General features: G+C 66.9%; 12 protein-coding genes and 3 pseudogenes. 8 read left to right on the top strand and 7 right to left on the bottom strand.

Annotated elements, in window-relative coordinates:
• Positions 1 to 422 precede the first annotated feature (422 nt).
• The 5 genes and pseudogenes from ACIF6F_RS32795 to ACIF6F_RS32775 all read left to right on the top strand — a co-directional run bounded on the left by ACIF6F_RS32795 (position 423) and on the right by ACIF6F_RS32775 (position 4794).
• Positions 423 to 1040 (top strand): hypothetical protein, encoded by a 618-nt coding sequence (locus ACIF6F_RS32795; protein ID WP_399955487.1) that lies wholly within the window; start codon positions 423 to 425, stop codon positions 1038 to 1040.
• Between the two features lie 283 nt (positions 1041 to 1323).
• A pseudogene (locus ACIF6F_RS32790) lies at positions 1324 to 2390 on the top strand (DEAD/DEAH box helicase family protein); the annotation flags it as partial.
• Between the two features lie 121 nt (positions 2391 to 2511).
• Positions 2512 to 3114, top strand: a complete 603-nt coding sequence (locus ACIF6F_RS32785; protein ID WP_399955484.1) for a MarC family protein — start codon at positions 2512 to 2514, stop codon at positions 3112 to 3114.
• A 28-nt stretch (positions 3115 to 3142) separates the two neighbouring features.
• Positions 3143 to 3322 (top strand): three-helix bundle dimerization domain-containing protein, encoded by a 180-nt coding sequence (locus ACIF6F_RS32780; RefSeq protein ID WP_399955481.1) that lies wholly within the window; start codon positions 3143 to 3145, stop codon positions 3320 to 3322.
• Between the two features lie 473 nt (positions 3323 to 3795).
• Positions 3796 to 4794 carry a Ku protein gene (locus ACIF6F_RS32775; RefSeq protein ID WP_399955478.1) on the top strand — a complete coding sequence of 333 codons (999 nt, stop codon included), beginning with the start codon at positions 3796 to 3798 and terminating at the stop codon, positions 4792 to 4794.
• A 440-nt stretch (positions 4795 to 5234) separates the two neighbouring features.
• Here ACIF6F_RS32775 and ACIF6F_RS32770 read toward each other — a convergent pair whose 3' ends face one another.
• From ACIF6F_RS32770 to ACIF6F_RS32760, 3 genes are all read right to left on the bottom strand, one after another.
• Positions 5235 to 5732, bottom strand: coding sequence for a hypothetical protein (locus ACIF6F_RS32770; RefSeq protein ID WP_399955475.1), 498 nt, complete (start codon positions 5730 to 5732; stop codon positions 5235 to 5237).
• Between the two features lie 47 nt (positions 5733 to 5779).
• On the bottom strand, positions 5780 to 5950 hold the full coding sequence (locus tag ACIF6F_RS32765) for a hypothetical protein (protein ID WP_399955472.1): 171 nt from the start codon (positions 5948 to 5950) through the stop codon (positions 5780 to 5782).
• A 243-nt stretch (positions 5951 to 6193) separates the two neighbouring features.
• Positions 6194 to 6535, bottom strand: coding sequence for a zeta toxin family protein (locus ACIF6F_RS32760; protein WP_399955469.1), 342 nt, complete (start codon positions 6533 to 6535; stop codon positions 6194 to 6196).
• A 103-nt stretch (positions 6536 to 6638) separates the two neighbouring features.
• Between ACIF6F_RS32760 and lexA the strand changes: the two are divergent.
• Positions 6639 to 6973, top strand: a pseudogene (gene lexA, locus ACIF6F_RS32755) (transcriptional repressor LexA); the annotation flags it as partial.
• 261 nt (positions 6974 to 7234) lie between these two features.
• Positions 7235 to 7837, top strand: a complete 603-nt coding sequence (locus ACIF6F_RS32750; protein ID WP_399955465.1) for a hypothetical protein — start codon at positions 7235 to 7237, stop codon at positions 7835 to 7837.
• Positions 7838 to 8543: 706 nt separating this feature from the next.
• Here the strand turns inward: ACIF6F_RS32750 and ACIF6F_RS32745 are convergent.
• The 3 genes and pseudogenes from ACIF6F_RS32745 to ACIF6F_RS32735 all read right to left on the bottom strand — a co-directional run.
• Positions 8544 to 8825: pseudogene (locus ACIF6F_RS32745) on the bottom strand (hypothetical protein); the annotation flags it as partial.
• A 116-nt stretch (positions 8826 to 8941) separates the two neighbouring features.
• Positions 8942 to 10333, bottom strand: a complete 1392-nt coding sequence (locus ACIF6F_RS32740; RefSeq protein WP_399955462.1) for a DNA-binding protein — start codon at positions 10331 to 10333, stop codon at positions 8942 to 8944.
• Positions 10334 to 10715: 382 nt separating this feature from the next.
• Positions 10716 to 11849, bottom strand: a complete 1134-nt coding sequence (locus ACIF6F_RS32735; protein WP_399955459.1) for an IS630 family transposase — start codon at positions 11847 to 11849, stop codon at positions 10716 to 10718.
• Between the two features lie 125 nt (positions 11850 to 11974).
• On the opposite strand from ACIF6F_RS32735, the gene ACIF6F_RS32730 reads away from it, so the two are divergent.
• On the top strand, positions 11975 to 12619 hold the full coding sequence (locus ACIF6F_RS32730; RefSeq protein WP_399955456.1) for a CatB-related O-acetyltransferase: 645 nt from the start codon (positions 11975 to 11977) through the stop codon (positions 12617 to 12619).
• Between the two features lie 385 nt (positions 12620 to 13004).
• Here ACIF6F_RS32730 and ACIF6F_RS32725 read toward each other — a convergent pair.
• On the bottom strand, positions 13005 to 13187 hold a 183-nt coding region (locus tag ACIF6F_RS32725; RefSeq protein ID WP_399955453.1), incomplete at its 5' end, for a hypothetical protein.

The raw sequence follows: 13187 nt of genomic DNA, 5'->3' as shown, positions 1-13187 counted from the left end.
CCAACCTGCTTGTGTGGCACAGCAGTCGGCGTGACAGACGAGTGAAGCCTCTGATAGACGGGTTGACCAAGATCACCCGTTCCGGCAGAGGCTTCACGTGCTTGTCCACCCGTCGGCGCCGCCGGCATGCCCACCGCAGCCTGAACCACAGCCGCCGCCAGCCCAGACACACCCTCAGGCGATCACACTCCTGGTTCCGCTGCGCTCCACCAGAGCGGACCTGCTCCGCAGGCCCCAGAGCTCCCGCGCTTCGCGCGGGAGCTGACCCCGTTTCACGGGGTCCGGGCCGCTGACCCGTTGGGCGCGATCGCTCCCCCACACGAGTCCCTTCCGGCTGCGCCCTAGGCCCGCCTCCCCCAGCACACACCCCCACACCCGCCAAGATGCAAACGCCATACCCGAGACAAAAAGGAGCAAAAGGGATGCGCTACACCCGCCCCGCACTCGCCATCACCACAGCCATCCTCGCCCTCACCGGACTCGCCACCACCGCACACGCCGACGACGACGCGAAGGATCACGATAAGAACAACATCTGCTTCATCCACGTCGAAGGCGACCACAACCACAACGCCTGCGGAAACATCGAATACGGAGCCAACGCCACCACCGGACAGGGTCACTCCGTCATCTCCGGCCTCACCACTCCCATTCAACAATCGAACTGCATCGACATCACGAACAACTTGCCGAGTGGTGCGGTGCTGACGCTCACCCCACCCTCGCCGACGTCTCCGAACCCGAACCCGCCTGCTTCAGCGTGGAGCATTAAGCCCGCACAGACCATCGCCAATGGGGAGGCAGCGTTGGCTTGCGCCAACGGCTCATTCGCCGGCCTGACGTACACGACGTCGACCACCGGCGCTCAGGTGTCCTTGCAGAGCAACTCCAACACAGTCACAGGCCAGGCCAAGTACCAGCCTTCAGGGGGCACGTCCTGGGATCTTGGTTTCGGCCTGGGTACCCGCCAAAACCCCAACCCCACACAGACCGTGACTGTCAATGTGACGTGTGGCGCTGAGCCCCAGAAGCCTTGTTGACGGTCGAGAAATCGCAAGAAAAGCGGCCTATTCTCACCTTCGGCGGTCACGCTGGGGAGGATGCCTAATAGATTGCGTAAGTCCGTGATGTGACAGCCTGACCCGGGACACAACATCGAGCCCGCGGTCAGGCCATCGGACGAGTCTGTCGGACAACATGGAACAGTCCCCGGGGCCGCCACCCAAGGGCCCCGGGAACCTCAAGCTGGCATCCCCTGGGGCGAACCTCATGCCTGCAGCTGGAGAGCACCGTCTCCAGAGCACCTGCATCAGACCGATGCACACCGTCACGGCTGCTTCGGCGGCACTGGGCTGCTTCCCGAATGGCCGGGTCCTGGTGATGGTCCCGACCCTGGACCTCCTGGCGCGGACCGCGTAGGCCTGGCGCCGGGTGGGCCACCAGTCAGCCATGGTGGCGGTGTGCTCTCTGGAGAACGATCCGGTGCTGGCAGAGCTGGGGGTGCGGACGACTACGAACCCGATCCAGCTTGCCCTGTGGGCAGGAGCGGGGTCGGTGGTCGTGTTCGCTACGTATGCCTCCCTCGTGGACCGAGAGGACCCTTACGCGCCCGTGGGAGCTCCCCCGATACGTGGCCCAATGAAAGGCTGCACTGGCGGGCGGGGAGCGGCTGTACGGGCAGCAGATGGCTGACTTCGACCTCCCGATCGTCGACGAGGCCCACGGAACCGCCGGTGACCTCGGCCGCCCCTGGGCCGCCACCCACAACAACACCCATATCCCGGCGGACTTCCGGCTCTACCTGACCGCAACGCCGGGCATCCTGGCCTCGGCCGCGCCTGAGAAGGGCGCGGAGGGCCATGAGCCGGAGATCGCGAGCTGCGTACGGTCATGACGTTCCACCAGAAGGTGGAGGAGGCGGCCGGGTTTCGCGGAGAAGCTGCCCGAGACGGCGGCCGAGCTGTACGTCACGGACGCCTCCGATGCCGATCTGGCGGCCGCGGAGCAGCTCCTCGCGTCGTCGATCGAGGCGGAGTTCTACGCGCTGGAAGCCGGCCGCCACGTCCCGCCGGACCGGGTGTGGTCAGCGTGGCTGTGCGGGGACCACCTCGTCACCGAGCGGTGCGAGGTCCTCCGACAGTCTGCCAACGGCATCGACGCCAACAACCGGAGGGTACACCGCGCATTCCTCGCGTCCGTCCGTGTCCGGATCATCGTGCCATCTTCCCAGAGCCGAACGAGGACCCCACCGACATGGTCGCCTCCGCCAGCTTCAAGCCGCTTGTAGCCGTCCTTCAGGGCTCGCCTCCCGGGCTCTGACGAGCGGCAAGCGCAAGGTCCAAGTCCGGCGGGACGAGGATGGGCGGATCGTCGGGGCCGGCGGAGAGGGCGCCGACCATTGAACAAGGTGACATTGCCAGAATTCAGGTTCAGCGGCATGTCGTGCGACTGCTCGGGAGTTACGCTGCATGTGGATCCGGTACAGGATGGGGGCATAGCAGGATGAAAGACGTGGGCATCTCGCTGAGTGTGGCCTTCGCTGCGCTCTTCCCCATCGTGGATCCAATCGGAAATGTTCCCACCTTCCTCGCGCTCACGACCCACTCAGATCGCAAAGCGGTGGCTCGGAAAGCCGTTGCGGCCGCCATGCTCGTGCTTGTGGTCTTCCTTGCCGTCGGCCACTTCATCCTCGAGTACTTCGGTATCTCCCTGGCTGCCGTAGAGTTCGTCGGCGGGCTCATCCTGGGTTACACAGGTTGGCAAATGCTGTCCCAGCCACTCAAGCCGGCTGGTGGGCAGCAGCCTTCCAGCGCGGTCTACTTCACGCCCCTGGCCTTTCCCCTGCTGGCAGGACCCGGGGCACTGGCTGTCGTACTCGGCTTCTCCAACCGCGTCGACAGCTGGCTCGATTTCCCTGGCTGGTTGGCAGGCACTGCCTTGGTCCTGGCAGTGACCTACCTTGTCTTCGTGCACGCGGACCGGGTCCTCACCGTGGTGGGACCCAACGGCATCGACGTCCTGAACCGCATCATGGGCCTGATCGTCCTCTTCATCGCAGCCGAACTCGCCTTCCATGGGATCGCTGACGAATTTGGTCTCACACGCGCCGGATAACCCGCAGGACGCTTTCACCAGCCGCCTCGTGACCGAACGCCTGATACGGGCACACCCCCACGTGGACGCCGCAGTGGTGCGCGGGTCGCTTCACACGGCGTTCGAGGAGCTCAAGTACGCGCGCGTGCGGACCTACCTTCCCGTCCTCATGGAGCGACGAGCCCGGGACCTGCTGCCCTGCGACGTACCAGGCGAGCACGACACCTGACCATCTCCATAACCCGCCGATCTCCTTCCCGCCCCGGGGTGGCTCCGGCGGCGGCCGGCGGCAGGTCCGTTCCTCGTCGGCGGCCCGGACGGCGCCGATCCTCTCGTCGACGCGGGCAAGGGTGAGCTCCAGCCAGCGGCGTATGACCAGGAGCTGGTCCAGGGCTGGCGGCAGGGGCAGGAGAGGGGTTCCGGCATGGCGGCTACGCCGCCTCGGCTGCTTCAGGGGCTTCGGCTGGGCAAGCCTGCCGCTTCAGCTGCATGCGGCTCTTCACCAGGATGTCGGTGGGGACGCTCTTCCAGTGAGGTCTCATCGGTCACCCCTTAATCGTAATTCTGTTCGATTTTGGAAGGGAAGTCGGCGCTCCGGTTCGTGACCCGTTCGGCAGACGGCCGGGAGGCCGACAGATCGGATGGGGCTGACCGGGTAGGCGCCGTGCACTGGATGAGGGGCGACTTGAGGAGGTGGCGGCCGTGGCGCGTCCCGTCTGGGCCGGAAACCTGTCATTTGGGCTGGTCAGCCTGCCGGTGGGCCTCTACACGGCCACCGACAGCCACACGTTCCACTTCCATCAGCTCCAGCGCGGCACCTCCGACCGGATCCGCAATCGCCGGGTGAACGAACGAACCGGGAAGGAGGTGGAGCTCGAGGACATCGTGAAGGGGTTCGACACCGGCGACGAGTACGTCCTGGTCGAGCCGAAGGAGCTGGACGAGATCGCGCCGGGCCGCTCCCGCTCGCTGGAGATCGCCGGGTTCGTTGACCTCGCGGAGGTGGATCCGATCTTCTTCGACAAGACCTACTACCTAGGCCCGCGCGGCTCCGAGTACGGGAAGGTCTACAGCCTGCTCGAGCAGGCACTGGCCAAGGCTGGCAAGGCCGGGATCGCCACCTTCGTGATGCACCAGCACGAGTACCTCGTCGCCCTCAAGTCCGAGAACGGGCTGCTCACACTGCACACCCTGCACTGGGCAGACGAGATCCGGGACCCGAAGAAGGAGATCGACACCCTTCCCGGGAAGGCGAAGGCGTCCGAGAAGGAACTGATGATGGCCGAGCAGCTCATCAACGCGATGAGCATGACCTGGGACCCCGAAGAGTTCCACGACACGTTCCAGGAGAAGGTCGCCGCTCTCATTGAAGCGAAGAAGGTCGGCGAGACCATGGAGAAGGCCGAACCCGCCGCCGAGCCGACCGGCGTCGTCGACCTCATGGAAGCCCTGCGCGCCAGTGTCGAGCGTGCGGGCAGCCCGAAGGCCACCGGTGGCAAGGCCACTGCCTCCGAGAAGGGTTCCGGATCCGCGAAGACCACCGGTAAGCCGCCCGCGAAGAAGCGGGTCCGCTCCACTCCGAAGGAAGACCTGAGCGGCCTGTCGAAGGCCGACCTCTACAAGGAGGCCGCGGCCGCCAACCTGCCCGGCCGCTCCCAGATGACCCGCGACGACCTGGTCAAAGCCCTGACCCGTGCCTGACCGAGTGAATGTCTGCGCGTTCGGATTTGGGCTGCAGTACGCAAGATCCGGGCTGGCTGCTCTCCGCCTTCGCCAGGGCTCGGACGGCCTCCCAGGGGGCGGCAGGGAACCGTGCCATCCCCGCACTCCTGGGAACGGCCGACGCACCGGTCATCCGAAGGCCCGACGGGCGCTCTCCGACCCGCGCCCACCCGATCACCACCAAGTCTCGTTGCCGGCAACCGCTGCGGAGATGACAGCACGCGTTGGGCGACCGGGGACCAGACCGCCGTCGCGATCTGCTCATCCTGCTTGGTGAGGCGCACCCCGGTGCCGCCGGCGGCGCAGAGCGGATCCGGCTGACGTACGGCAGCAGAGCGGCAGCCTCGGTGACGCAGGCCTCGATCAGATCGACAGCCGATCAGGAACCCGAACCGACAGCGCTCCTGGTAGGGCCGGACCTAGCTGTTCTCCAGGGCGTGGCGTACGGTCCCGCCTTGCTGGTTCCGCTCGTGCAGGGTGAGCAGGATGTTTTGGGTGGTGCGGCTGATGCGCTCCAGGGCGAGCTCGGAGCGGTCGTCGCCGGATCGGATGAGCAGCGTGACCAGGTTGACGAAGTGGTGGCCACGGTCGTCCATGGCTGCTGTCGGGACTCCGGCGAGGAGCTCGTGCTTGGCTCCGTCGTCGATGCGAGCTGCAACGGCAAGCAGTTGGGCATCAACGATCGCGGCCTGAGCGGTCTCTGCGCTGTCTGCGCCCGATTCTCGAGCTGCGGTGTGCAGCGCGAGGGCGAGTAGAGCGTGGACGGCTCCTTCGCCAGTTGCTACGCAGATGTTCCAGGCTTCGAAGCGCCCTTGCCGGTCGTCGCGCAGTTCTGTGGTCTGGTCGTGGATCTGGACCAGGGCATCGGCGACCTGAGTGGCTGTCAGCCATAAGTTGTTCGGTTCCGAGGAGTCCATGGGGTGATTGTGCATCCCTCCGGCTCAGCGCCGGAGGGATGCGGGGTTCACAGGCAGGCGACGCGAAGAACTTCGCTGGTGGAATCGCCGGTGTGTCGGACGGCGGTGGCGTATGGGGCGGAGACGGGGCGTACCGCGAGTTCGCCAGTGGCCGCGTCGCAGCCGGCGAGGGCGACATGCCCGGCAAGATTGGGGGCGAGGGCCGGCCACTCGTCCACCAGCAATCCGCCGGCCGCAGGGAGTTCCCAGGCGCGGTCGGTGGTGAGGTTGGCCAGGAGCTCCTGGAAGCCGATGGGCTCGCGGCCGTCCGGCTGTCGGGTGGCGTGGGTTTCGGTGGGCTTTGCGGGATCCGCTGGGGCGCTCGCCTCGCTGCCGGGCTGCGGCGCGGGCGGCGGCGAGGGCCTGGCGGGCGAGGTCGACTCCGGATTCCGGGGCCTGCGGACGGTTGACCGAGTTGTTGATCACGGAAGGCTCCTTACCGGCGGTGGGCGGTCGTTCGGGTCGCCGCCCAACGCCACCAGGAGGCGCTCCACCAGCGGCCGGGTGAGGGGATCCTTGTCGAGCAGCGGCCAACCGGTGAGCTGGACGAAGAACCTCGCCAGTTCGGTCTTGCCGCTGCCGGCATATCCGCCGACCAGAATCAGAACGGGGCGGTGCGGGTCGCCGCCGGTGTGCCTCCGCTTCCAGGCGTCGATGATGCGCTGCTGGAGGGCGAAGTGGCCAGCGTCCTCGCTTCCGGGAGAGATGCGGTGTATGGCCCGCTCGACGGCCAGGACGTGCGCACCGTTGAGACGATCGTCCATCGGCGTGAGCTTGAAGGACGTCTCCTCATCGAGGGCGGGTACCCCTTGCGGGCGACCGTCTGCTCGATGAAGGCGACGATGGGCGGCCCCGGTCGGCATGGCGCCGGAGGCCGTCCAGGTCCCGTTCGTCGGCCACATCGCGGCCGGGATGCCGATCCTCGCCGAGGAGCTGGTCGAGGACGTCCTTCCCATGCCGCGGCACCTGGTCGGCGAGGGCCGGTTGTTCGCGCTGACGGTGGTCGGCGACAGCATGATCGAGGCCGCCATCTGCGACGGCGACATCGTCACCGTGAGGAAGGCCGACAGCGCGGACCACGGCGACATCGTCGCCGCCATGCTGGACGGCGCAGCCACCGTCAAGCGCCTGCGCCGCGAGAACGGCCGGTCTGGCTCATGCCGCACAACGCGGCCCATCAGCCGATCCCCGGCGACGACGCCGTTGAGGCAGTCCCCCATAGAGGACGTCAGTTGGCAAAGCCCGGCCCCACCTGGCTATCCGCTCAACCGTCACACCATGCTTGTGACACAGCCGGAGACCATGTCACATGATCTCCGGCTGTAGTACCGGGGCCCGGCGGCTGGCGCCGCGTGGTCTGGTCAATACTCTATTTTGGGTCGCTTGTCGTGTCTGTTCTGAATTTCGGTGCGCTCTGGTGGAAGGGTCGAGGGCGACCAGTTCTCTCCAACAGGGAGTTCCCCGTGAAGCGCATCTTCCGAATGGCTATGTTGGCAACCGTCGCAACCTGTGCTGCAAGCCTCGCAGCTGGCCAGGCCTCCGCCACAGGGCTCGGAGACCCCCTCCCCTACACCCCTGCGCCCGCCGGTTCCGTCGTCTTCAACAACGGCAACCACAACGTCAACGTCTTCGGTAACGACAACAACACCGCCGGACGCGACAACCTGAGCGGCAGCAACCACGTTGCCGGAAGCGGACATGCCGTCGGACTCGGAGTCACGCCGCCACCTATGCAGACCTGCACTCAGATCACGGTGGTAAACGACGATGCTCAGGACGCGCTGATGCTGACTGGTCAACTGTCAAGTGGCACCATTACCGTGAGCTTCGGAAGCAATGACCAGACGCTGCTTTCCGCTGGGGGCGGACGGACGAGTGGCACAGCTTGCGCGCCCGGCCTCGCCGGCCCGTTCCTCTCCGCAGGCTGGGCCTATCCCAACACGGGAATTGCAACCACAGGTTTCAGCTCTGCCCTCGGCCCTCAAATCTTCCAATCCAACACATGCGTAACGAATGACGCAGTGGTTGGAAACACCATCACGTTTCATGTCAAGAGGGCCTGCTGATCTTCTCCTGCTCAGACGGACGACCGCCTGGTCCGGGCCGCGGAGCATGTGCCGGCTGAAGGAAGCCCGCAGGTCGTGAACGGCAGGCCAGCTCCGGCGTGCGACCCTGGGTGACCCCCAGTCGGCCGTGCTCAACACCCGAGTGACCACGGGCGGGCCATGTCGCTGAGGGGGTGGGTAGTTGGGGTGTCAGGGGGTTGGTGAGCGGGGGTGTTGCAGGTTGGGTTGAGAACGGGGTGTGTCGGGTGGGAGTGGTTTGACCTGGGGTTCTTTCAGGTTGGTTGAGAACGTTGTTGGTGTTGCAGATGGCGTCTGGGTCTAAAGGACCGAGGCGTCATTTCCTGTTTCTGGGTGTTTGCGCCGGTCAGCGGGTTGCGTGGCGGGTCATGGAGCGGTTCTTGGGCTGGTGTGTGGTTTCGGCGTGGTGGTCGAGGTGGATCGCGTCGAGTGCTGGCTTGGTGATGCGTTCGGTGCCGTCACCGATGGCGGTGATGGCGGCTTGTCGGATGAAGCGTGTGAGGCTTCCGATGCGGCCGGCGGTGTGTTGGTGGAGGTAGGTGGCATGTTGGGGGAGGGTGCCGGGTTTGTGGTGGTGGAGGTCGAGGGCGTTTTCGAGGTCGGTGAGGGTGTCGGTGAAGGGTGCCGTTTGCCGAGGCGGGCGGGGAGTGGCCCGCATTCGATGAGGGTGGCGCGTTCTGCGAGCTGCCGGGTCGCGGTCCAGGACCATCAGTTGCGCGCGCATCGCGTTCGACCCTGAGGCGGCGTGCCGGCCGGTGGTCGCCGACCACCACAGCCCAGGTCCCCAGCGCCTGCCGGGGACCACGGGGAACGCCGAGACCGGCTTCAGGTCCTCGAACGCGACGGTCACCGCCGCGTCCACCCACCGCTGTTTTACGGCCTTTCCGCCGAATCCGGCGAACGCTGTCTCGAACCCGGACCCCTCACCCGCGTGCGGTTCCGCACTGCTGGCCCCTGACGCACTTGTCACATGGCTCAGCCAACTACCCCAGCCAACAAATATGCCCGGTATGCCCATTCTGGTCATGTGTGAGCGCCGGATGCGGTACCGCGCCCACCACACTCCGCTTCTGACCCGCCCCCTGCCTACTGGCCACCCTCGTCCTGGGGGAGGGAGTCGGCGATTCCTGCCCATTGCTCGACGTCGTGGAGTGCGACGCCCGCGGTCACCGCTGCGAGCGCTGTTTCCCGCAGGGCTTGGTCGAGCAGCTCGATGGAGTGGCTGAGCCGCTGCAGGAGCAGGCGGGCGGCGTCGGCGGTGCGGCCAGCCCTGGTGCGCGCCGCGCAGCTGGAGCAGTTCTTCCCCGGCGGCCTGGATGAGGCTGGTGATGCACATGCGTTGTTCGGGTGGCACGATGGAGCGCCAGTTCGTACCGGAACCGCCCGCGGTCTTCTCCCGGGTCTGCTCACGAGCAGGGCTGCCATGGTGGGCGGCTGCTGATCGGCCCTGACTCTCCACGGACCGGCGTCGTAGGGGTCGACCCGCGTATGCCATCGCCAGCGGATGACGGCAGCCTTCCACGTGATCAGAGGGCCGCCGTCCGTCGCGACCAGCGGCCCCAGCCAGGGGCGCCCCACCTGCTCGCCGAGGTGGCGCTCGAACCGGCTTTCCCCAGGGAGCGGGCGGGGCAGTCCCGCTCTCCCGCTGTCGGTCCACGCCAGTTCTTCGGCGGCCGGGTCCAGCAGGACATTGGCCAAGGCGACGATCTCGGGGAAGACCACCGCGTCCCGCCCGATCGCCCGCCACCGGTCAGCATCCCCACGAACTCCACGGCCCGCGACCTGCTCCAGACGACGCGGCCAGGTCTGTTCCTGCTCCCAGTGCAGGGAGTGTTCCCACCACCGGCACACGACCGCACGAGCCAGACCGAACACCTCCGCCGGCGCCACCCCGGCCCGCCACGCCCGGCGGGCCACCCCACCCCACCGCCGCTGCGCCCCGACGACTTCCGGGACCCTCCGCAGGTCGAGGTTCTCCAACGGCTGGTCGGCATCGGCGTCCAGCAACCAGCGGCCGTGCCGCCTGCAGACCCGTTCCCAGCGTTCGGCGTAGCGCACCGCGCGAACCGGCTGTCCGGTGCGCTGTGCCGTACACAGTCGGCAGCCGAACGCCACCGGCCCGATGACTGCACCACCAACGCGCCAGAGAGCCTGGGGGTCGTCTGCCGATTCCTGTGCGGTGAGTCCGTCCTCGTTGCTGTCCCAGGACGGCAGCGCGTGGCTGAGGTTCTCCTCGTCGACCCTGCTCAGTCCTGCCAGCACAGCCCTGCCGACCGGACTGAGCAGGACTTCCGCGTCTGCGCGGAGCGCCCCGCCGGGGTGTCGGGGCTGGTGGTTCTTCCACCGCCAGTGGCCGAGCAGGAAGCCGGGCTCCTGGCCGTAGCGGGCAGCGAGCCGGCACATCAAGGACCAGGTCGTCTCTCCACTCAGCGGGCCCACACGGCAGATCCCGGCTGGAGATCGGTCAGACTCAGTCATGGCTGACCACACCTTTTGGCTGCCCGCGAGACTCCGACAACCCCTCGCTCCCTTCCCCCGGACCAGTGGCTCATCGGGCAAGCCGCCCTTCCGCCTCAGTGAAACTGCTCGGGCCATCCGGGAGATGAGCGGAGAGACCGAGCCACACGATGGGGTGGAGTACCCGCCGACCGGTAGCAGCACATCTCCCGCCCCTGCTACCGTCCACGAGCCTGCAGCACCTCAGCCCGGCGGCCGCGAGCTCCAGCCCCACCGGCCATCACCCTCAGGTGAGAGCAACAGGCAGCCTTGAAGGCTGGTTGGCCATCGACCCCATGTCACCAAGCTGACTGGATCCACTCGGCAAGTCAGGCCCCAGCACGAGATACCCTCTAGTGCCGTATCAGGCAACGTTTGCCCTGTCGACGACGGCGCGTAGGCGTCGGTCGTCGACGTAGCGGTTTCGCCAGATGATGTAGCGGCGGATCATGCTGCCCTGTTCTTTGTGGTCGGCGTGGTCGGTGCCGTCGAGGGTGAAGTAGCGCAGGGCGGTGAACTGGGCTTCGATCCGGTTGAGCCAGGAGGAGTTGGTCGGGGTGTAGGCGATCTCGACGTTGTTCGCCGCGGCCCAGGTGCCGACGCGCTGGCACCTTTTGGTGGTCAGGTGCGGGGAGAAGTTGTCGCAGACGATCGCTATCCGGACGTGGGCCGGGTAGAGGGTGCGGAGGTAGCGGCAGAACTCCAGGAACTGGGTGCGTCGCTTGACGGGTTTGATGTGGCCGTAGAGCTTGTCCTTGGTCAGGTCGAGGGCGGCGAACAGGTGCCGTACTCCGCCGTAGCGGTTGTAGGTCGCCCGGCGCCGTCGGCGCGCTTCGCGGTCGGGGTCCTTGTGCTTGCCGCCGCGCTCGGCCCACTGCCGGCCAGGGTGGGGTATCAGGTTGAGCGGCCCGAACTCGTCCATGCAGAAGACGACGTCGGGCTCACCGTCCTCGGATACGACCTCGCCGTCGGCGATCGCGTAGAGGTGCTCGACGCGGGCCTTCTTGGCCGCGTAGTCCGGATCACGGGAGGTCTTCCAGGTCTTCAGGCGTTGAAATGAGACGCCTTCCTCGCGGAGCAGGATGCGCAGGCCCTCGTGGCTGATGTCGTCGACCACCCCCTCGGCGACCAGGAAGTCCGCCAGCTTGGTCAGGCTCCAGGTCGAGAACGGCAGGTCGTGCTCGGTCGGCTTGGACTTCGCGATCTTCTTGATCTCCCGACGTTCGGGCAGTGTGAACGTCTTCGGTCGGCCGCCGGAGTAATTCGGATACAGCGACTCGAAGTCGTCGGTGTTGAAGTTGTGGATCACGTCCCGGACCCGGTCGTCGCTGGTGAACGACACCTCGGCGATCCGCGCCACCGGCATCCCCTGCGCGGACAGCAGCACCATCTGGGCCCGCCGCCACGTCACCACCGACCCGGTGCCCCTGCGGATGATCCGCAGCAGTCTCTGCCCCTCGTCGTCATCGATCTCCCGCACCCGTACTCGCTTGGTCACGACCACAGAATGCTCTGCGTGCGAGCCCCAGGGGGCGTGAACCTGGCGGGACATCGTCGGAGCAGCCGTGCATCATGCGCAGAATGGGGGCATTCGCCAGCTGTTGCCGACCGAGAGTGACTCCCATGAATCGCCTTCCCGCGGACCCGACGGTGCTTCACCCGTTTTCCGACCAGCCGCGGGTGGTCCTGCTGAAGCCGCTGGTGGCCTCGCCGCTGATCGAGGTCGGGGAGTACTCCTACTACGACGACCCGGAGGATCCGACCGCGTTCGAGACCCGCAATGTGCTTTACCACTACGGGCCGGAGAAACTGGTCATCGGGAAGTACTGCGCGCTGGGAACCGGGGTGCGGTTCATCATGAACGGCGCCAACCACCGCATGGACGGCCCCTCCACCTTCCCCTTCCCCATCATGGGCGGCTCCTGGGCCGAGCACTTCGACCTGCTCACCGGCCTGCCAGGCCGGGGCGACACCGTCGTCGGCAACGACGTCTGGTTCGGCTACAACACCATGGTCATGCCCGGAGTCCGCATCGGGCACGGTGCGATCATCGCCTCCGGCGCCGTCGTCGTGGACGACGTCCCCGACTACGGCATCGTCGGCGGCAACCCGGCCAAACTCATCCGCACCCGCTATAACGACGACGAGATCGCCCGCCTGCTCGCCCTCGCCTGGTGGGACTGGCCCGCAGAACACCTCACCGAACACATCCGGGCCATCATGACCGGCAGCATCAGCGACCTCGAAGAGATCGCACCACGAGTCTGAGCCGGCCTCCACTCACTACACGTCACACCGGAACAGGGCCAACGTTGCTTGATACGGCACTAGTCCAGCCTCAATCTGGATGCCAGAATGAAGCATCAGGGTCAGCTGACCTCACCGTGACCCACCGCTGAGCCCGGCCTAGCCTGCGCGTCACCCGACTGACAGCAATCGTTATACGGATGGCGGTGGACCTCGCAGATCGGCTACCACACCAGCAGAGCCTCGGCCCCAGGACTTCGCAGGCCAGGAAGACCCGAACCCGGCCCCTCTGCTGCCAGCCGCCCGCGGAGCGGGCTGGTCCTGGAGGCGGAGCCAGAAGGACCCGGGTGGGGGAGCGAAGCGGACCCGCCCAACAGGCCGTAGGCCCGGACCCCGTGAAACGGGGTCACTCAGGCCTGCGAAGCAGGCCGTTCGGGGTGGAGCGCAGCGGAACCCCGAACCAGTCCGGAGCGAAGCGCAGGACTCCGGCCCGAAGGGCCGGCTCTGGCACGGCGAAGCCGTGCCCCGTCGAGCGCAGCGAGACGGTTCGTTGGCACAGCGCGCAGCGCTGTGGGACCCGCTCCGCGGG

It is taken from the genome of Streptomyces sp. NPDC086023, assembly GCF_044540325.1.
Taxonomy (GTDB): Bacteria; Actinomycetota; Actinomycetes; order Streptomycetales; family Streptomycetaceae; genus Streptomyces.
The sequence above is the reverse complement of the archived record's forward strand: the minus strand, read 5'-3'. Positions and strand labels throughout refer to the sequence as shown.